The sequence below is a fragment of the Pseudoalteromonas sp. 78C3 genome, from assembly GCF_002836695.1.
GTDB classification, from domain to species: Bacteria; Pseudomonadota; Gammaproteobacteria; order Enterobacterales; family Alteromonadaceae; genus Pseudoalteromonas; species Pseudoalteromonas arctica.
On record NZ_PJAV01000174.1, the window covers coordinates 25,043 to 45,606 of the forward strand.

General features: G+C 40.0%; 16 protein-coding genes. 5 read left to right on the forward strand and 11 right to left on the reverse strand.

Annotated features, from left to right (window positions below):
• The first annotated feature begins 97 nt into the window (after positions 1–97).
• Positions 98–2,278, forward strand: a complete 2,181-nt coding sequence (gene katG, locus CXF76_RS19250; protein WP_101164385.1) for a catalase/peroxidase HPI — start codon at positions 98–100, stop codon at positions 2,276–2,278.
• A gap of 162 nt (positions 2,279–2,440) precedes the next feature.
• On the opposite strand, the gene CXF76_RS19255 is transcribed toward katG, so the two are convergent.
• Positions 2,441–3,013 carry a hypothetical protein gene (locus tag CXF76_RS19255; protein ID WP_010555231.1) on the reverse strand — a complete coding sequence of 191 codons (573 nt, stop codon included), beginning with the start codon at positions 3,011–3,013 and terminating at the stop codon, positions 2,441–2,443.
• Between the two features lie 192 nt (positions 3,014–3,205).
• Between CXF76_RS19255 and arfB the strand changes: the two genes are divergently transcribed.
• Positions 3,206–3,619: an alternative ribosome rescue aminoacyl-tRNA hydrolase ArfB gene (arfB, locus tag CXF76_RS19260; protein ID WP_007583522.1), complete on the forward strand. Its 414-nt coding sequence runs from the start codon at positions 3,206–3,208 to the stop codon at positions 3,617–3,619.
• 129 nt (positions 3,620–3,748) lie between these two features.
• Here arfB and eat read toward each other — a convergent pair whose 3' ends face one another.
• The 3 genes from eat to CXF76_RS19275 are packed head-to-tail and all read right to left on the reverse strand — an operon-like array spanning position 3,749 to position 7,505.
• A complete protein-coding gene (gene eat, locus CXF76_RS19265) occupies positions 3,749–5,155 on the reverse strand; it encodes an ethanolamine permease (protein ID WP_101164386.1) in 1,407 nt (468 codons plus the stop codon).
• A 59-nt stretch (positions 5,156–5,214) separates the two neighbouring features.
• The gene (gene eutC / locus CXF76_RS19270) at positions 5,215–6,102 is read right to left on the reverse strand and encodes an ethanolamine ammonia-lyase subunit EutC (RefSeq protein WP_101164387.1); all 888 of its coding nucleotides are present in this window, start codon (positions 6,100–6,102) and stop codon (positions 5,215–5,217) included.
• Complete coding sequence (locus tag CXF76_RS19275; RefSeq protein ID WP_101164388.1) at positions 6,099–7,505, reverse strand: ethanolamine ammonia-lyase subunit EutB; 1,407 nt, start codon at positions 7,503–7,505, stop codon at positions 6,099–6,101. The genes eutC and CXF76_RS19275 overlap by 4 nt, the downstream gene beginning before the upstream one ends.
• 220 nt (positions 7,506–7,725) lie before the next feature.
• Here CXF76_RS19275 and CXF76_RS19280 point away from each other — a divergent pair, with 220 nt between their 5' ends.
• On the forward strand, positions 7,726–8,682 hold the full coding sequence (locus tag CXF76_RS19280; protein WP_101164389.1) for a helix-turn-helix domain-containing protein: 957 nt from the start codon (positions 7,726–7,728) through the stop codon (positions 8,680–8,682).
• 70 nt (positions 8,683–8,752) lie between these two features.
• On the opposite strand, the gene CXF76_RS19285 is transcribed toward CXF76_RS19280, so the two are convergent.
• The 4 genes from CXF76_RS19285 to CXF76_RS19300 all read right to left on the reverse strand — a co-directional run bounded on the left by CXF76_RS19285 (position 8,753) and on the right by CXF76_RS19300 (position 14,883).
• A complete protein-coding gene (locus tag CXF76_RS19285) occupies positions 8,753–9,736 on the reverse strand; it encodes an IS110 family transposase (protein WP_101164390.1) in 984 nt (327 codons plus the stop codon).
• Positions 9,737–10,729: 993 nt separating this feature from the next.
• A complete protein-coding gene (gene arfA, locus CXF76_RS19290; protein ID WP_024591136.1) occupies positions 10,730–10,930 on the reverse strand; it encodes a ribosome alternative rescue factor ArfA in 201 nt (66 codons plus the stop codon).
• A 205-nt stretch (positions 10,931–11,135) separates the two neighbouring features.
• Positions 11,136–13,676 (reverse strand): TonB-dependent receptor plug domain-containing protein, encoded by a 2,541-nt coding sequence (locus CXF76_RS19295; RefSeq protein WP_101164391.1) that lies wholly within the window; start codon positions 13,674–13,676, stop codon positions 11,136–11,138.
• Between the two features lie 253 nt (positions 13,677–13,929).
• Positions 13,930–14,883: a sensor histidine kinase gene (locus CXF76_RS19300; RefSeq protein ID WP_101164392.1), complete on the reverse strand. Its 954-nt coding sequence runs from the start codon at positions 14,881–14,883 to the stop codon at positions 13,930–13,932.
• A gap of 200 nt (positions 14,884–15,083) precedes the next feature.
• Here CXF76_RS19300 and CXF76_RS19305 point away from each other — a divergent pair, with 200 nt between their 5' ends.
• Together CXF76_RS19305 and hemH are read left to right on the forward strand one after the other, a co-directional pair.
• Positions 15,084–16,412, forward strand: coding sequence for an HD domain-containing phosphohydrolase (locus CXF76_RS19305; protein ID WP_101164393.1), 1,329 nt, complete (start codon positions 15,084–15,086; stop codon positions 16,410–16,412).
• Positions 16,413–16,486: 74 nt separating this feature from the next.
• Entirely contained in the window at positions 16,487–17,506 is a 1,020-nt protein-coding gene (gene hemH, locus CXF76_RS19310; protein ID WP_007583511.1) for a ferrochelatase, read from the forward strand.
• Between the two features lie 558 nt (positions 17,507–18,064).
• Here hemH and CXF76_RS19315 read toward each other — a convergent pair.
• The 3 genes from CXF76_RS19315 to CXF76_RS19325 form a co-directional block, all read right to left on the reverse strand.
• The gene (locus CXF76_RS19315; RefSeq protein WP_010555512.1) at positions 18,065–18,385 is read right to left on the reverse strand and encodes a hypothetical protein; all 321 of its coding nucleotides are present in this window, start codon (positions 18,383–18,385) and stop codon (positions 18,065–18,067) included.
• A gap of 9 nt (positions 18,386–18,394) precedes the next feature.
• Positions 18,395–19,138 carry a nuclear transport factor 2 family protein gene (locus CXF76_RS19320; RefSeq protein ID WP_101164394.1) on the reverse strand — a complete coding sequence of 248 codons (744 nt, stop codon included), beginning with the start codon at positions 19,136–19,138 and terminating at the stop codon, positions 18,395–18,397.
• 251 nt (positions 19,139–19,389) lie between these two features.
• Positions 19,390–20,133: a ferredoxin--NADP reductase gene (locus CXF76_RS19325; RefSeq protein ID WP_101164395.1), complete on the reverse strand. Its 744-nt coding sequence runs from the start codon at positions 20,131–20,133 to the stop codon at positions 19,390–19,392.
• Positions 20,134–20,564 lie beyond the last annotated feature (431 nt).

The window sequence follows — 20,564 nt, forward strand, 5'->3', positions numbered from 1 at the left end:
AAATAAAAATAACCGTTACTTTTTAAAAAGTTATAAATACATAAACAACAATACTGATTGATTAAGTATTTTACTTTTCTATTATAAGGATTCCAGAATGAGCAACCCTAAAGCAGGCCAATGTCCGGTCATGCACGGCAGTAATACTAAAACGTCTAATCCCAATACTGATTGGTGGCCAAATGCCCTAAACTTAGACATTCTTCATCAGCACGACACCAAATCAAATCCATACAATAGCGACTTTAATTACGCTGAAGCATTTAAATCAATCGATCTTGACGCGCTAAAAACAGACGTAAAAAGCTTAATGACCGATAGCCAAGATTGGTGGCCAGCCGATTGGGGACATTACGGCGGTTTAATGATTCGTTTAGCATGGCACTCAGCGGGTTCATACCGTTTAGCCGATGGTAGAGGGGGCGGTGGTACAGGTAATCAACGTTTTGCGCCACTAAATTCATGGCCAGATAACGGTAACCTCGACAAAGCGCGCCGTTTACTTTGGCCAATAAAGAAAAAATACGGTAACAAGCTTTCATGGGCCGACTTAATTATTTTAGCGGGCAACATGGCATACGAATCAATGGGCTTAAAAACCTTTGGTTTTGCCGGCGGCCGAGAAGATATTTGGCATCCTGAAAAAGACGTTTACTGGGGAGCCGAAAAAGAATGGTTAGCGCCAAGTGACGGCCGTTACGAAAGTGTAGATAAACCAGACACCATGGAAAATCCATTAGCCGCAGTACAAATGGGCTTAATTTATGTCAACCCTGAAGGTGTAAATGGTATTCCTGATCCGCTTAAAACAGCGGCCCAAATTCGCGAAACTTTTGCACGTATGGCAATGGATGACGAAGAAACCGCCGCATTAACGGTAGGCGGACACACAGTAGGTAAAGCGCACGGTAATGGCAAAGCAGAAAACTTAGGACCAGAACCAGAAGCAGCTGACGTACACGAGCAAGGCCTTGGTTGGAATAACACTACAACCCGTGGGATTGGCCGCGATACAGTTACATCAGGTGTAGAGGGCGCATGGACTACGCACCCAACACAATGGGATAACGAATACTGTAAGCTTTTATTAACCTACGAATGGGAACTCACTAAAAGCCCTGCAGGCGCTCATCAGTGGGAGCCTATTAATATTAAAGAAGAAGACAAACCTGTCGATGTAGAAGATTCATCAATTCGTTTAAACCCAATGATGACAGATGCTGATATGGCCATGAAAGTGGACCCAACGTACCGTAAAATTATTGAGCGTTTTTATAACGACTTTGACTACTTTTCAGACGTGTTTGCACGTGCCTGGTTTAAACTAACTCACCGCGATTTAGGCCCTAAATCATGTTACTTAGGTGCTGACGTACCAAGCGAAGACTTAATTTGGCAAGATCCAATTCCAACCGTTGATTACACATTAACAGACGACGAAATTAGCAATTTAAAAACGACATTATTAAATTGTGGTGTTAGTGCCGCTGATTTAATAAATACAGCTTGGGATAGCGCACGTACTTATCGTGGTTCTGATAAACGTGGCGGCGCAAATGGTGCACGCATTCGTTTAGCACCGCAAAAAGATTGGCAAGGTAATGAGCCAGAACGTTTAGCATCAGTACTTAGTGCGCTTGAAAAAGTGCAGGCTGGCTTGAGTAAACCTGTTAGCATCGCCGACTTAATTGTTTTAGGTGGTACAGCAGCCGTAGAACAAGCTGCAAAACAAGCCGGTGTTGATGTAAACGTGCCGTTTGCTCCAGGACGTGGAGATGCAACAGACGAAATGACTGATGCAGAATCGTTTGATGTACTAGAACCCATTCACGATGGTTTTAGAAACTGGCTGAAAAAAGATTACGCAGTATCAGCGGAGGAGTTATTACTAGAGCGCAGCCAACTAATGGGATTAAGTGCACCAGAAATGTCGGTACTTATTGGTGGGATGCGAGTACTAGGTACTAACTATGCTGGCAGCGAGCATGGTGTATTTACAAATAGCGTAGGCTCATTAACCAACGACTTCTTTGTAAACTTAACTGACATGTCAAACCGTTGGGAGCCAACTCAAAAAGGTTTATACAATATAGTAGACCGTAAAAGTGGCACTACTAAATGGACTGCAACACGCGTTGATTTAGTATTTGGATCAAACTCTATATTGCGCGCACTTGCTGAGTTTTATGCACAAGACGACAACAAAGAGCGCTTTGTACATGACTTTGTAAATGCATGGGTAAAAGTAATGAACGCAGACAGATTCGATATTAAATAATCTGTACGCTAAATAAAAACGGGGGAGTAATAATTTACTCCCCCGTTTTTGCATATAGTCCCGGTCAGTATTACTTATAAAATATTGTAATTTATCTAAGTCATATAAAAATTAGGCATTAAAAAAGGCGGCAAAAGCCACCTTCTTATAAAACAATAAAACTTATAGAAGTGCAAAAAGCTTTTGTAGTTGTGGCATGTATTCGCTCACAAGTTCAAGGTTGCTTTCGCTTACTAAAGACTCTGTAGACTCCTCAGCTGCGCTTGACGATTTACCAAACGAACCCATTAACGAACTAGCGCCTTTATCTTTAGCACTTTTCATACTTTGAAAACCGCCCATTACTTTATTCGCTGTTTCTTGATTATCAGCAGATAAACCCGATTTAAGGTTTTCGATATAAGCCATTGATACTTCAGAACCTACAGTTACTAGTTGCTCTGGTGTAAAGCCGTAGCGCCCTGTAACACCCGCGAAGCTTTTGTATAGGTCTTGCTCTTTAATCATGCTTAGTGCGCTATTAGCTAGAGAGCTTTGCTCGTCAACACTTTGATCTGCAGAACCACCTAACATACTTGCTAAGTCTAAGTCTTTTAAAGACTCTTGGCTGCTTGCCCAGCTCGTTACAGCTGGCAGTGCTTTCATATAGCTTTGAAGTTGACCTTCGTTAATATCTACTGCAAGGCTTGAGAAACTCATTGCTAATAAGCTAAGTGATACAAGTATTTTTTTCATTGAGCATTTCCTAGTATTAAAGTTGTGCCAATTAGAAACTAATAAGCAACACTTGCCAACACAAAATAATATATTGGCTGATTTTATAGTACAATTTATGAGAATTTATTTAAGTTCTAAGAATTTAGTTCATTCACCACAAGCTAATGTACTGATGATATAATACATTTTTGACAAATAGAGCTGAACACAATGTTAACAATTTCAAATACTGTCACTATCGATGAATGGGAACTAGAGCTAACGGCTATTCGTTCGCAAGGTGCCGGTGGTCAAAATGTTAACAAAGTCGCAAGTGCAATTCATTTACGCTTTGATATTAACCGCTCTAAATTACCTGATTTTTATAAAGAGCGTTTGCTAGCCTTAAATGATACAAGAATTACCAAAGAGGGCGTTTTAATAATTAAAGCGCAAAGCCATCGTACTCAAGAGCTAAACCGAGAAGATGCCCTTAAGCGCTTAAAAGATTTAATTCTTAGTGCTACCGTTGTTAATAAAGCGCGTCGTGCCACCAAGCCTAGCCGTAATTCACAGCGAAAGCGCATGGACAAAAAAACTAAACACGGGCAAAACAAAGCGCTACGCGGCAACATAAAGTTTTAGTTTTAAACGGTATTAATAAAGTAGATAAGGGACTTGATGCCTACATGCAGGCACCATTTTTACATCGTATTGTACGTATAAAAATATAAGTGAGGGGTAGCCTCACTTATATTTAATAACTATTAATACCTACTTAGCCATTTCTAAATCAGATTCTGCATTTGCCAACATTGCAAACTCTTCATCAGCGCTTTTAGCAACTAAGTGTTTTGAGCTATAGCCAAAGTAATATGCGGCGCCCACAATAAACAGCACCATAGTGTATAAAAATGCAGGAGGGTCAAACGCATACACACCCGTTAATGCTATAAGCGAAAGTACTAAAGCAATACTTGACGTAACTACGCCACCTGGAGTTTTGTACGGGCGAGGCAAATCAGGTTGTTTAACGCGAAGTAAAATATGGCTTAGCGCCATTAATGCATATGAGAGCGTTGCACCTACTACAGCCATTGCAAGTATTAAATCACCCTCACCACTGAGTGATACTAAAAAGCCAAATACTGCCGGTACAATCAACGCACGTGCTGGCACTTTGCGATTAGTCGTAATAGACAACGAACGAGGTAAATAACCGGCTCTAGATAGAGCAAACACTAAGCGACTATAACCATAAATAATAGAGAAAAACGAAGCAACTAAACCCGCAAGCCCTAATATATTTACAACGGTTGCTAAGCCCTCACTACCGGATGCATTTAATGCATCAACTAAAGGTACAGCACTTGCCCCCATTGCAGCAGCACCGCCAGCACCAGGTACTAAAACAACAACTAAAAAAGCAGTAAATAACAAAAAGATCATTGCACCAATAATGCCTTTTGGCACATCTTTAGCGGGATCTTTTGCTTCTTCAGCAGCAAGCGGTACACCTTCAACCGCTAAAAATAACCACATGGCAAACGGTAATGCAGCCCAAACCCCGTACCAACCTAAAGGTAAAAACTCACTGGCTCCCACCGCATCGGTTACGGGGACGTCAAATAAGCGCGATGCATCAAAATTTGTGATTAAAACAAAAGCCGTTGCAATAATAGCTAATACCGCTAAACCACTTATTACCATCATTACTTTAAGCGCTTCTCCTACGCCTGCTAAATGAATTCCCACAAATAGTAAGTAAAATAATGCATATACCCATGGGCCATTAAACCCGGTGAGGGCTTCAACTGCCGAACCAATAAAAATAACAATAGCAGCGGGTGCTAAGGCATATTCAATTAATACGGCAAGCCCGGTTAAATAGCCTCCCGCTGGCCCCATAGCTTGACGCGCAAAACTATAACCACCGCCTGCAGCAGGTATTGCAGCTGACATTTCAGCAAGCGATAGTACAAGCGCTAAATACATAACCGCCATTAATACTGCAGCAATGGCAAAACCACCCCAACCGGCTTCGGCGATACCAAAGTTCCAGCCTGCAAAGTCACCCGATATTACATACGACACACCCAAACCTGCGAGCAATAACCACCCCGCAGTACCACGTTTTAACTGTCTTTTAGCAAGGTACTCTGTATTATTATTAGTAGACATAACCTTTCTCCGTTGATGTTTAGTTTTTATTTTTTTATTTCATGTGTTTTTAATTAAAATTACTCAGCAATTAAAAAGTTAGTGGTTGAAACCTGATGCTCAATTACATCATCTTGTGTGCGGTCTTTTAAATTAACCCCAGTTAGTTTCAGTTTTTTAGCTTCACGTAATAAGTACAGTGCGCGTCTCGCCGCTTCTGTATAAGGTAGGCCTGCAGGGCGAATATTCGATATGCAATTACGACATGCATCGTTAAGTCCTGTTTTGGGCTCCCATGTTAAATACAAGCCAAGGCTATCTGGCGAACTAAGTCCTGGGCGCTCTCCTATTAACACCATAACCACCTGCGCATTTAGCAGCTCACCTATATCGTCGCCAATCGCTACTCGCCCTTGCTCAACCAAAGTAATGGGAGCAATTTTAAATTGCTTGTCTGTTGTAAGGTGCGTTAATAGCTCTGTTATAAATGGGTATGCATTTTTTTGTACCGCCAACGACGAAAGTCCATCAACCACTACAATCGCTAAATCGTATTTAACCTGCGTAGTGTGTTTTTGTTTATTCATATAGCTGAGAAGTACTTGCCTACCATTTTCATCAAGTTTGCGGCCTAAATCGGGTCGCTGAAGGTAAGTAACCCTGTCAACGGCTTGGCTGTGTAAATGCAGGGGAGGGGCAACCTCTTTTAGAGCACTAATACTGCCTAGTTGCTCAGTCATTTCGTTAATATCAAGCGGAAAACTCACCGCATCACGCGCTTGTGCATGAGATAGCTGAAAAGCCAGCATTTCTGAGGTTGGCAAACTTATACCAGCGCGACCAAGCCCAATACGGGCGTCGGTGAAACGCCGTAAATCACTCCAAGGGTTGTGCACTACATTACCGTTATTTTTATGCTCATTTACTGAGTTATCTAATGGAGTGGTCGGTTTTGAACGTGATTTCATGAGCCACCTCCAGCAATTGCACCCAGAGGTTTAGCAAAAGCGGGGGGCAAGGTATCTGAAAGTGTGATGTCGGTAGTGCTTTGCATAATTTTCATTTTGCTTAGCCATGCTTCAAACTCAGGGGCGGGTCTAGAGCCAAGAACTCGACGCACATATAATGCATCATGAAACGACGTAGTTTGGTAGTTAAGCATAATATCGTCAGAGCCAGGTATTCCCATTACAAACGAGCAACCTGCAACACCTAATAGCGTTAGCAAATTATCCATATCGTTTTGATCGGCCTCTGCATGATTGGTGTAACACACGTCGCACCCCATCGGTATGCCTAGTAACTTAGCGCAAAAGTGATCCTCAAGTCCTGCTCGGGTAATTTCTTTACCATCAAACAAATATTCAGGGCCAATAAACCCCACCACGGTATTAACCAGTAACGGATCAAACTTACGAGCAACTGCATAAGCGCGAGCTTCACACGTTTGCTGATCAAGCCCATGATGCGCATTTGCTGAAAGCGAACTGCCTTGCCCAGTTTCAAAATACATTACATTATTGCCAACAGTGCCGCGCTTTAAACTCAAAGCGGCATCTTGCGCTTCAGCTAAGGTATTTAAATTAAAACCAAAACTTGAGTTAGTAGCCTCCGTGCCGCCAATCGACTGAAATACCAAATCAACCGGTGCGCCAGCTTCTATACATTCAATAGTGTTAGTAACATGGGTAAGCACACAGCTTTGCGTCGGTATGGCGTATTTTTGAATAACATCATCCATTAATGTCATTAATTTAATGGCCTGGGCAACGTTGTCGGTTGCTGGGTTTATACCTATTACGGCATCGCCATTACCGTATAGCAGTCCATCAAGCATGCATGCAGCAATACCGTTAATATCGTCAGTTGGATGATTTGGTTGTAAACGTGTAGATAAATGCCCAGGAAGGCCAATAGTGTTTCTAAAAGCACTTGTAACATGGCACTTTTTAGCAATTAATATGAGATCTTGATTGCGCATTATTTTGCTAACAGCAGCAGCCATTTCAGGCGTAATACCTTGCCTTATACTTGCAAGTACAGCGGGTGTTGCAAAGTCGCTTAAAAGCCAATTACGAAAATCACCTACGGTTAAATGTGCAATAGCTATAAAGGCATTGGCATCGTGCTCGTCAATAATTAAGCGTGTAATTTCGTCATCTTCGTAGGGAATAAGTACCTCATTTAAAAATGTTTTAAGAGGTACATCGGCCAATGTCATTTGTGCCACAGCACGTTCTTGTGCTGATTGTGCAATTACGCCCGCTAAGCGATCACCTGAACGCTGTGGCGTTGCTTTAGCCATTAACTGGGCTAAGTTATTGAATTTATAAGTATGTGTACCTAAAGTGTAACTGTACGCTTGCCCCATGATTTACTCCACATAACTAATATGATAAACCTTGGTATAGGTTTTGCTGCATCTTTAGCTATAAATCAATTTTCAATAGTTACAAGACAGCTTATTTTGTACCAAGTAACTATCGAATTTCGGCAAAAGATTATTTATTAATCCAATTCAATTGGTTACATACGCAAAGCGGTGTTAACTTAACCATAATAAAAGTGTAACGAAAAAGAGCATCCCCTATATGGCGCAGCAAAGTAGCTATAACGCACCACTAAAGAGCAAGGTGCAAACACACGATATAGACGAGCAAGCGCATAGCCTTACTCAATGGCAGCAAAAATACGATCAAATGAGCGACGGCAGCTTTTATGGTTTTATTGAAGAAACAGATTACGTCAATATTCATGTGTTTAAAGAATACACCGAGCGAGCGCTTCGTCAGCAATGTAACATCGCCCCCAATTCTGTTTGGCTTGGCATTCCTTGTCAGTCGCAGCAAAGTAAGATTAATGGTCTAAGTGTGGCAAGTAATCAATTTATGTGCCGTACAAGTGATAATGACTTTGAGCTGATAACCCCTGAGCAATTTAATATTTATGGTTTGGTAATCGATTGGAATTCAATTGAATATATGGCGCAGCTACAAGGCGTAACATTGAAAAACCTATCATCTGCCCAATCAGCTCGCTTATCGGTAAGCAACTCATCATTGCAAACGGCAAGGCAAATAATTAATAGCATGGTTGTAGGCAAGGGCTTTGGACTTAAAACCGAATCGCAACAAGATATGCTAAACATGTTGGCACTACACTTATTACAGGCAGATAATCCACAACAAAATATTGCGCCAAGTTATAAACATAGAAAAGCCGTAGTAGATAAAGTAAAAGATTACGTGGCCACAAATCCACAAAACCCAATAACCATAACCGAGCTGTGCGAGCTTGCCTTTGTAAGTAGGCGCACACTTCAATATAGTTTTGAGAGTATTTTAGGAATTAACCCTTTGCGGTTTTTACGTTTAACACGTTTAAATAATGTAAGGCGGGAACTAAAAAAATTAAACCAAGATAAGCCAATTTCAGTAATAGCAGCCAATTGGGGATTTTGGCATGCGGGACAATTTGCTAAAGATTACACGCAACTATTTGGTGAAAACCCATCACAAACAGTTAAAAATAATAGTTTCAAAGGTTAGAAACTACACTTCTAACTTGAGTATAAGCACCTGTAGATACCATCTCTCATTTTAAGCTTCAAGGTCGTATTTAACTTTCTTGGAGCTTAAACGCTTCCTGGTTTTTTATTACACCAAAACATATATGAATTAGCTTTCGCATATTTGCACACACAGCTTGCATCGGTGTTTTACCATTATTTATTAACGTTAACTTGTGTCTCTTTATTGTTTTATTCCATTGCCCGGCGACAATGGCTGCCATATAAAGTTTGCATCGAATTCTGGCTGGCCCAAGTTTACTGATTGATGTTCGCCCTTTTAATTTACCCGATTCATTATGCCGTGGGATTAATCCACAATAAGCCGCCGCTTCTTTGGCTTTATTAAATTTTTTAGCGGCGAATAAATACGTCAGCTCTCTCGATAATACGGGCCCTATGCCAGGGATAGACTCAAGTAGTTTCCTGTTTCTTTTTAAATCAGGTTCATTATCTATGTGGTTATCAATGTCAGATTTAAGCTGTTTAATTTCATCGTCTAAAAACGCGATAGTCACTTTTATCGATTGGCAAACACGTGCTGAAACGTTGCTGAATTCACTTGCTTCTAATCGGTTAGCTTCTCGTTGTCGGTTACTCTCAAGCGCATCTAAACGACGGATAAGGGCTTTAAGCTCTCTAACTTCTAATGCATCAGGTTGCCAATAACTAACGACTGCGTGCTTAGCACAGCCGTAATGAGCAAGCATCGTTGCATCAGATTTGTCTGTTTTGTGAATTATGTTTAAAGCGTCTGCATACTTTTTAGCTTTACCTGGGTTCGCTAAAATAATATTAAAGCCTTGCTCGTGTAAAAAATACATCAGCGCTTCATGATAAACACCCGTTGGTTCGAGGGTGATAACGAGCTCACTAGCAGCGCTTTTAGTTGTATTTAAAAGCCATTTTTCTATTATTACAAAGTCTTGGCGCTTGTTTTTAAAGACTTTTGTTTTAATTTTATTTGTAAGCTGGTCTCTCAACCACGATAAATCAATCTTCTCTTTACTAATATCAATGCCGATAAACATCATCTCTACTTACTCCCCTTGTACATACAGCATCTACTTAAAAAAAGTGTGCTTAGATACCATTCAGTTTCTGAGAATAGAAAGTCAGGGCCTTATCTACGGAGCAGTATTAAATACTAGACGCACAGGCAAGCTCACTGACTTCGATGTGATAAATGATAGCTAATCATTTATCAATGAGAGATACAAGACGCGCAGCTTGCTGGCGTTTAAAAGCACCGCTTTTACATTTAGTCGGATGCATTAGTAAACAAGTAATTAAATCACCACCGAGAAGTGAAGGAGAAAACAAGGAGCAGTGACTAACCATTACTCGTGCTTTCTCTGTGTAGCGCACAGCGCCTCGGTGAGCTCGGTGGTGAAATATCATATAACTTAAACCAATTGATTTTGTCTTCTCATTTACTCCTCTTTTTCTTCTCTTTGTGCATGCATATTTTTAAGGGCTGTTATTCACAAGGAGGTTTAGAGGCGCTGCGCTTTTAGAGAATAGCTTTCGAGTTAAAATAATAAAATATCATGAGACGCTTTGCTTTTACATTTAGTCGGATGCATTAGTAAACAAGTAATTAAATCACCACCGATAAGTGAAGGAGAAAACAAGGAGCAGTGACTAACCATTACTCGTGTTTTCTCTGTGTAGCGCACAGCGCCTCGGTGAGCTCGGTGGTGAAATATCATATAACTTAAACAAATGGACTTTGTCTTCTCATTTACTCCTCTTTTTCTTCTCTTTGTGCATGCATATTTTTAAGGGCTGTTATTCACAAAGAGGTTTAGAGGCGCTGCGCTTTTAGAGGATAGCTTGGGAGTTAAAGTAATAAAGAACTAAAAGTGAACGCGAGGTATAAAACCTCACCTACATCTTGCAAACACCAAACCCGTAGGTGCGAATTTATTTCGCGCTTATGTAACGTGGCTTGTATGCTTTAAAAGTAAAAACGAGGTGTAAAACCTCGCTTACTATATTCAAAAGCCCTATTTGATCGGTGCTATTTAAGCCGCGATTAAATAGGACTCTTGTCCTGAATGTTTGTTGCTGCGTTTAAACGAGCCTTTGCCTTTTTTAGCTTTAACCACTTGTGGTTTAAATAATTTAGAGGTGACCAACGCTGCTAGTGCATTGTGGTTTATAACGCCTCGCCCTGTATCTACCGCGCTGTTGCTTGCGGTTTTTGCTTTAGATTTTTTAGTCATATATTTCCTATCAACTAATGGTTATTTTAAGTTAAATAATAAAGAGGCTTTTATGTTGGCCTATTTTAGAGATGGCGATTGTAGGCTTAATTTTCAACCGCGCAAGTATTTTTAATGCCCAAAAGGTACTTTTTTAATAATAAAAAAGCATAAAAAAAGCGCAGTTAATAACTGCGCTTAATATTACTTTAGTTTGCTTTATAAATTAAAAACTAAAGCTTACTTTTGCGTAGTACGTTCTGCCGTCAAAACCGTATGGTAATGCGCGTACAGGGTATTTAAATGCACCGTTGGTGATAAAGTTAAGTACTTCGTCGTCGCCTAGCTCGTCTGGCGTTTCGTCAAATACGTTATCGGCACCTACCGAAAGCGCAAACATGTCGTTAATTTGGTAGCTCACGTTTAAGTCAACTAACACAGCAGATTCAACCGTACTTGTTGGTTTAAACGAACCGGTAGGCGAAAGCTCACCTGGTAATGAAATATGGTCGTTACCAAAGTATTTTACGTCTGTTTCGCCAAAGTAGTTAAAGCGAATGGTTGATGTGTAGGCATCGCGTTCGTAGTCAAACGTAAGCGTTGCACGTTCACTAGGTTGTCCGTCGGTAAAAAAGCTACGTTGTAAATCATCAAAAGCAACCGCTTCAGGAATACCGTCTTCAGCATTTACGCCGTCAATTTTAGTATCGTTTAGGTTACCCGCAAAGGTTACTCCTAAATTGCCGCCTTCAACTTCAGTGCGGTACGATGCAATAATATCAACACCTTGCGTAGTAGAATCAACCGAGTTTGAGAAGTAGTTAGCTTGCACTGCTCCTGTTGCTTGTAGCGCTGCTACAGCGTCTGAGCTAAACGATACGTCGTCAGCCGTAAGTAAGCTGCCAAGCGTAATACGGTCTTCAATTTCTACGCGGTAAAAATCAACCGTTAGTGAAAGCTCGCTTGTTACATCGTAAACAAAACCAGCACTGTAGTTTGTTGAAGTTTCAAGCTCTAAGCTATCTACGCCTAACGCACTTGGGAAGGCTGTACCGGTGTTTGCAGTGAACGATTGCGTTAATGTGCCGTCTGAACCTAAGTTAGTTGTAAAGGCTGTATAACCACTTTGTTGAAGTGATGGCGCTCTAAAACCAGTAGATACCGCACCACGAACTGCAAAGTCATCTGAAAATTCATAACGTGTTGCTAATTTACCAATTAAATCATCCCCAGCATCTGAGAAATCTTCATAACGTAGCGCACCACTTACGTTCCATGCGTCGGTGATCATTGTTTCTACGTCTACATAAACTGCGTAGCTGTTACGGTCGCTGTCGTTAGCCGCTTCAGGGCGTAGGCCGTTATAAGCCTGAAAACCACACTGTGCAAATTGGTCTGGATCGTTTACTGATGGGTACGAGGTATCCATATTTGCTAGTCCACAGGCGTATGATGCTTCATCGCCAGGTACTATTTCGTAGTTTTCTTTACGATATTCAGCGCCTACTGTTACATATAAAGGTTCACCACGGCCAATATCTACAATACCGTTTACATCAAGGTTAAGCGTTGTTTGATCAAACCTAAAACCACCTGAGTAACCGCCACTAGGGCCTGAGTTTGCTGCAATATCGGCATCGCTTGCACTTGGGTTGTTAAATAAATACTCAGCCGCGTAAGAAGCGTTTAATGTATTACGTGATGTAAAGTCGTATTGGTTTTCACCATAAACGGCCGATACATCGTAATTCCAATCTGTGTTTATATCGCCTTTAAAACCAAGCGCGACTGAAATATCTTGTGCTTCGTTATATATGCGCGGTAAAAAACCATCGCTATATACTTGGGTTACGTTTTTAGACGCTTCGTTAAAATTACGGTAAAAACCATTACCCAGCGCCGTGCGCTCAGAGTAGCCACCAAACGAGTAAAGCTCGCCGTCGCCCATTGGTAATGCCATGTTGTAAAATAACGACGTAAATTCACTTTCTGAGTTACCTTGGCCCCAGCGTACGTCTTCACTTAACGTACCTGGTTCAACATTAAGCGAACCACCCGTATCACGCTCGGCGCGGTTAGTGCCATCGGCATCACGGTACTCAAGCGATAGGTTAATAAAGCCGCCTTCGTTGCCTAATTCAAAACCACGGTTTAAACCTGCTGAAATAGTGTCGCCGTCACCTTCACTTGTGCCGCCGTATTGTACAAAACCCGTTGTAATACCGGTTGAGTTATTAAGAGATAAGTTAATTACGCCTGCAATAGCATCAGAGCCATATTGCGCCGCTGCGCCATCGCGTAATACTTCAACGCCTTTAAGGGCCGTTAGCGGAATGGCATTCATATCGGTACCCGCAGCGCCTGCGCCAACCGTACCGTTAAGGCCAAAAATTGATTGGTTATGGCGACGTTTACCATTTACTAATACAAGGGTTTGATCTGGCTGTAAGCCACGAAGTGTGGCGGGTCTAAATAAATCAGAACCGTCAGATACTTGTGTACGCGAAAAGTTAAATGAAGGCGCTGTCGCTTGCAGGCTTTGGCCAAGCTCGGTAAAGCCACCTTTGGTTAAATCATCTGCGTCAATTAAATCAATAGGAGAAGAAGACTCAGTAGAAGTACGGTTAGATACACGCGATCCTAATACAGATATTTGCTCAATGTTTTTAGCAGCTTGCACTGGTGCTTCTTCTGCGTTAACAATGCTTGGTGCGCTAAACGCGAAAGCAACGGCTACAGCAAGTGTGTTTAAACGGTATGTTGGCATAGTGACGACCCTGTTTTTTTGTGTTCTTATAATATGTGTGTGGTTATGATGCTCATAACCTGTTGCAAACATCCTAGCAACATATGCAAACAAAAAGAAATGAAAAAAACTAAATATTTGGTCTAAGTATGCAAATAAATTTCAAGATAAGAAAAAACCACCTTTAATCGATTAAAATACATGCTGCAAGGGCATTAAACTTCAAAAAAAGATCTATTAACTTTTTATTTACATTGTGGTTTTGCTCGTTTGTTTACGCTTTTAAAGGTAATAGGCAGCGGATGGTCGTACCTGTCCCTAATGTGCTGTTAACTTCTATTTTTCCACCATGATCGCTCACCATAGCGTATACAAGTGTCATACCCATACCGGTACCTTCACCAACTTCTTTTGTTGTATAAAAAGGGTCAAACATATGTGCTATTGTGTCTTCACTCATTCCACAGCCATTATCTTTTACCTCAATACATATATTTGTGCCTTGTTCAAAAATACTCACCTCAATAATGCAGCCTTTTTCTAAATCAAGCTCGCATGCTTGCCAAGCGTTCATTAATAAATTTACAAAAATTTGATTAATTGACGATAAATTGCACCAAATAAGTGGTAGTGGTTCAAATCGCGTTTTTATCTCGCATAGTTTGAGTTTGTTACTTAATAATCTTAAAGCATTATTAGCACCCGTTGTTACATCGGTTAGTTGCTTATCTTGCGAGGAGGAGGGGTGGGCAAAGTTTAATAAGTCATGCACAATTTGTTTTATTCGTTTGAGTCCTTCAACGCTGTCGTTAACTTGTCCCTGCAAATTGTTATAAAGCCACGCATACGGATACTGTAAATTGAGTATGTCGATTTCGTGTTTAAAACGGCTCTCTTTAATTTCGTTATTTAAGTATTGCTCGTTAAGTTTTAGCAGCGTGATGAGCAAAGGGGTAGAGTTTTGTAAGCTTTCAATATTACTCATTGCATAGGCAAGCGGGGTATTTATTTCGTGGGCTACGCCTGCACAAAGCGTTCCTAAGGTCGCCATTTTTTCGGTTTGCACAAACAGCATTTGCTGGTGTTCTAAATCGGCTACTTTTTTTTGTAATTCATTATTTATGGCAACTAAAACGGTGCTTTTATCTTTGAGTAATTGTTCTGCGGCCAAGCGCAGCTTTTGTTCGTTTAAAAAAGCACGTTCAAAATTACCATCTGATCCATTCATTCCTTTCATCCATATAGATAACTTTATACTTAACGTTTAGTCGTCTACATGCAAATTTGCAACTTTAGTGTGAGCATTTATCTACTTATAGATAATAACCACATTAGGTGACTCCTACTCTATATAAAAGGTAAGCATAAACAGGTCACGGATGTTTTTTTAAGCTATTATTTAGCCAGAAGTAATTTAAAGGCGGCGCAATGACTCAAGCAACACCAAACACACAAATGAATCAGATTGATGTACTTTGTATTGATGATGACGAAATAGTACTACGTACGTTAACACGACTACTTGAAGTAAATGGCTTAACGGTTATTGTTTGCGATAATCCGCAAAACGCATTAACACTTTTTAAAAATCATGAATTTGGTTTAATTATTAGCGACATGCGGATGCCAGTAATGAACGGTGCCGAGTTTTTAGAAAAAGCGCGTGCTCTGGCACCCGACACTCAACGCATTTTATTAACCGGTTACGCCGATATACAAACAACCCTAGCGGCTGTTAACCAAGGGCAAATAAATGGTTATATTCAAAAACCATGGCAAAACGACTTATTACTTCGAAGCATTAAAGATAGCCTAGAAAAATTTGCGCTAAAAAAGCAAAACAAAAAATTAGAAACACAAGTTAAGGCGCAAAACCAAGAACTACTTGAGCTAAATAACACGTTAGAGCAACGAGTAGAAAAACGCACCTTACAAATTAAACAAGTTTTAAAAAAGCTTGAAGACGCCAACGAACGCGAAAAACAAGAGCACAAATCAACCGTTGAGCTGCTATATAATTTTGTTAACGCAAACCCTTATCTTGATGGCAACAAAGCACAAAATATTGCAAATACCTGCACACAAATAGCGCTTTACTTAAACCTGTCGCAAAAAAGCATCGATCTTGCCCCAATGGCTGGTTATTTAGCACAAATAGGTTTGCTTGCTATGGACCCTGAACTTTATAAAAAACCGCTAAATCGGTTAAATGAGCAACAACGTAAGACCTTTTATACTCATCCAAGTACAGCACAATTAATGCTAATGCCAGCAATACATTTACACGATTTATCGGATGCTATTTATTATCAGTTTGAACGTTTTAACGGAAATGGAATGCCCAAAGGCCTTGCTGGAAACGACATACCGATAGGGGCTATGGTATTAGGGTTAGCGCGCGATTACTGGGATGCGTTTGAGCAGAGCAATGCAAGCGATGAAAAGCAGCGCCATGAGGATGCACTCGAAAGTGTAAAACTTTATAGTGGTTCGTTTTACCACCCTAAAATAGTTCGTGCGCTTGAAGCAAGCCATGCAAAACTACACGAACAAAAAAGTTCAGCAGGATCAGTACTAATTTGTAATGCCCATGAGCTTAAAGATCAAATGATACTCGGCCATGCTCTGCACAGCCATTCGGGTATAATGTTGCTGCCTAAAGGTCATGTATTTAGCCGCAAATCAATAGAAAAACTGCAACAACTAGAATCTAAAAAACCAGCCCCATTTAGAATTATGGTTAAAACTGCTAAATGATTGATCTAAACGGCAGTTTTTTTCGTTACAATGTGCATAAAATACATTATTGAATTTGCTTGAAGGAGCACTCTGTGTCGCGATTTTCTGCGGTTACTGACAATCCCCATGATGGGCGTTTTAACCAAAAAACGGGAATACTGCTTACTAACCTAGGTAGCCCTGATGCACCAACAGCTGCTGCGCTTCGTATATACTTACGTGAGTTTTTATCAGATCCACGCATTGTAGAAATACCACGCCTAGTATGGATGATAATTTTACATGGCATTATTTTGCGTGTGCGCCCTAAGCGTTCGGCTAAATTATACGAAAGTATATGGACCGAAAATGGCTCACCGCTTACTCACATCACTCGCCAACAAAGCGTAAAGCTAAATACCTTATTAAAAGAGCAAGGTTATACCAATACCGAAGTAGTAATGGCTATGCGCTATGGTAATCCCTCAATAGAGGCCGGCCTTGAGGAGCTTCGTGATAAAGGCTTAACGCGTATTATTATATTGCCAATGTATCCGCAATATTCTAGCCCAACCACGGGTTCAACGTTCGATGCTGTATCGAGCGTACTGCGTAAATGGCGCTGGGTGCCAGAGCTGCATTTTATTAATGGCTATCATAAAAACACCCGTTATATTGAGTCACTTGCTAATAGTATTAGTGAGGATTTAGAAGCGAATGGTATGCCACAAAAAATTGTTTTTTCGTATCACGGTATGCCTAAACTATTTTTAGAGCGCGGCGATCCGTACCATTGCCTATGTTTACAAACCACGCGCTTAGTTGTAGAAAAACTAGGTCTTGATAAAGACAAAGTAATTAGTACTTTTCAAAGTCGATTTGGTAAAGCCGAGTGGTTAAAGCCATATACCGATGCAACGCTTGAAGCCCTGCCTGATGAGGGTATTACCGATGTAGCCATTATCAGTCCTGCTTTTAGCGCCGACTGCCTAGAAACACTTGAAGAGCTAGAAGGCGAAAATCGTGAAATATTCGAAAACGCAGGCGGCAAAAAGTACCGTTACATAGCGGCACTAAACGACAGAGACGACCATATAGAAGCTGTGTTTGATGTTATAAAACCTATGTTGTAACCCAAGCTTACTAAAGTATATAGCTAAATATATTTCGCATTAAGCGGTGTTAAAATTAACACCGCTTTTTTTGTTTTTAGGGCTTTTAAAATATTTAGTTAATTAATTCACAAAGAGCTTAAGAGACGCTGCGCTTTTAGAGTAGTGATAAAACATAAATATACTGGTTTTTGTTTTTAGCTTTTCTCATTTACTCCTCTTTTACTTCTCATTGTGCAAATAAAAGCTTTTAAAGAGCTAATTAATTCACAAAGAGGTTAAGAGGCGCTGCGCTTTTAGAGTAGTTATAAAACATAAAAATACTGTTTTTGGCTTTCTCATTTACTCCTCTTTTACTTCTCATTGTGCAAATAAAAGCTTTTAAAGGGCGAATTATCCACAAAGAGGTTAAGAGGCGCTGCGCTTTTAAAGTAAGTGATACATATTGGCTGATCTGGTTTTTCTCAGTTATTACTGATTACTTTATCTTTGTGAAAGAAATTACTTATATTTTTAATAATAATTAAAATAAAAACGTATTGCGGAGGGGGAGAATACCTAAGCAACAGCAATTAAACGCTATCGCTTAAAGTATAAATCAATCGCTTTAGTGAGGAGCTCGTCGAGTTGTTCTTCAAATTCTTCAATATTAATATCAAAGTGCTTTAAGTAAGCTCGAGCCTGCACAAGGGATAAATTACGGCTGTTAACGCTATATTGTCGCTCGTCTATGGCTTTATCGTAACGAGGTAAAAATACAAATTGGCCATAAAATGGTGACTTAATATGTTTATTTGCAAAACGACAAAAATCTTCAACATGCTCAGCACCCTTAGGGCCAAGGCAACCGGGCTCGATGCGATACATTAAGCGAATTTTTTTGTCGTCATTTATTTGCATATAAAGCCTTTATCTAAAAAACAGTACGCGTACTATTTTTCCATCTTTAATTTGGTAACTCGAAATAAGTTCTGAGCGTTTATCAACTACCTTTTCGTCAGTTGAGCAGGTTTCTGATAGTTCGTGATCAATCACTATATCACCGTGGACTATGCGCTTAATTGGTGATGAGTGAATACACTTTAACTTTTTAAACATTAGCCCATAACGTTCTATTAGTTTTTCTTTACCTTTAAATAATAGCTCATTAGGGAAAATATAAAACTCAACATCTTCGGCATATACCCGAAGAAACTCTTCAATGTTACGCGCGTTATACGCTTTAACTAACTGCTCTACTACCGCAAGTGATTCGCGCGATTGCTTAGCTTTAGTTTGTTGCTTAACTGTCAGCGCTTCTTTTGCTTGCGTAACTGCTTTTTCAGCTTCGGCTACAGCCACTGCTTTTTCTATTTTATTTTTAGGTTTTTCAGTAGGTTTAATCTGCTCGTTACCCAATACCTTTGAATCGTCTGGTTTAGTCGCATCAATTGTTGGCTTTTTAAGCTCAGGTGCTTTGTATTCAAGCGTATTTACTTTGTCGTCAGCTTTGGCTTGAGTTACTGATTGCTCATCTTCAACTTTTGGTTTTTCAGCGTTTGCTTGAGCTTCAACTTGCTGCTCTTTTTGCTCAGGCTCGCTTTGTTCTGCGGCGTAAGTAATAAGCGCAACGGTGGTAATTAACGAGGCAAAAATAATAGATAACGGTTTCATAACTTTCCTAAAATGAACACTAAACACGTGTAATACCAATTACATTAAATAAGTGATCTATTATAACGTCAAGAAAATAGCACAATAACAAGGCGAAAATTGTGACATATAGTTACACTATATGAATAATTTTTAACGCAGTTAGTGAGTTATTTAATGCGATAGAATGATCATATTTTTGATAATATTGGTATAAGGGTGCAACATAGCAAATTTTAACGTTATCGGGTAGTTAATACCACCACTGTAGCCTACCAGTACTGCTCTACAGTAATGTTACCGGGTGCTTTACGGCGGTTACGCGTAAAGTTTTTATCGAGAAGTAGCGCGGTGGTGTCTTTTACCATTTGTGGGTTTCCGCAAATCATAAATTGTGCATTACTAGGCTCAGGGTTTAATTTTACATGTTCAAACAAGCCGTTGCTCTCAATTGCGTTAGTAATCCGCCCACTTAAGCCTTGTAATGGCTCTTCTCTACTTACAACAGGAATATAGTTGAGTTGCTCGGGGTACACTCTTAATAACTCGTTAATAAGTGCTTGATAGCTTAAATCGTTATTAAAACGTACACCATGCACTAAGTTTATGCTTTTGTATTTTTTCCACACATCGGGCTGTTGCAATATTGATAAAAAAGGCCCTATGGCAGTGCCAGTACCTAACATCCAAAGCTGATCGCTTTGTGGTATTTCATCAAGGGTAAAAAAGCCAGTTGCGTGTTGTTCTATTAATACGGTTTCGCCAGGTTGTAATGTAGCTAAACGAGGAGAAAGCAAACCGTCAATAACGTTAATAAGGTAAAATTCAAGATCGGGATTTTCAGGGGCATTCACATATGAATAAGCCCGAGCAATACGCTTGTCGCCATCCATTATAGAAAGCTTTGTAAATTGCCCTGCTTTAAACGGCTCTACATTAGCATTAACGGTTAAGCTAAAGAGCGTTTCGCTCCACCATGTTACGCTTTTTACTGTTGCTTCAACCCAATTAGACATAGTTACCTCTTGGTTTAGCCATTAAAGTTTTAAATAACTCACTCCATAAACATTAGCATTAAGCGACAAAGACTTACAGGAGAATATGACTAGATTTAAAGCAGTGATGTATGCAGTATTTACCAATAAAATAATGTGAATAATTAGCTCTGCGATAAGAGCCATTAATTGCATAAGGAAAAGCGAAGCAGCAGTAACTAAGAAAAATAAAGTCAAAAAAACAGTGCTTTTTTATTTTATCACTCACTTTAAAAGCGCTGCGTCTTATATCACCATTAGTGAATTATTTACTTGAAAAACTATTGCACTAGGAGAAGCCAAAGAGGAGCAAATGAGAAGAGCCAAGCCTGAAAACGAGTATTTTATCATTTACTTTAAAAGCGCTGCGTCTTATATCATCATTAGTGAATTATTTACTTGAAAAACTATTG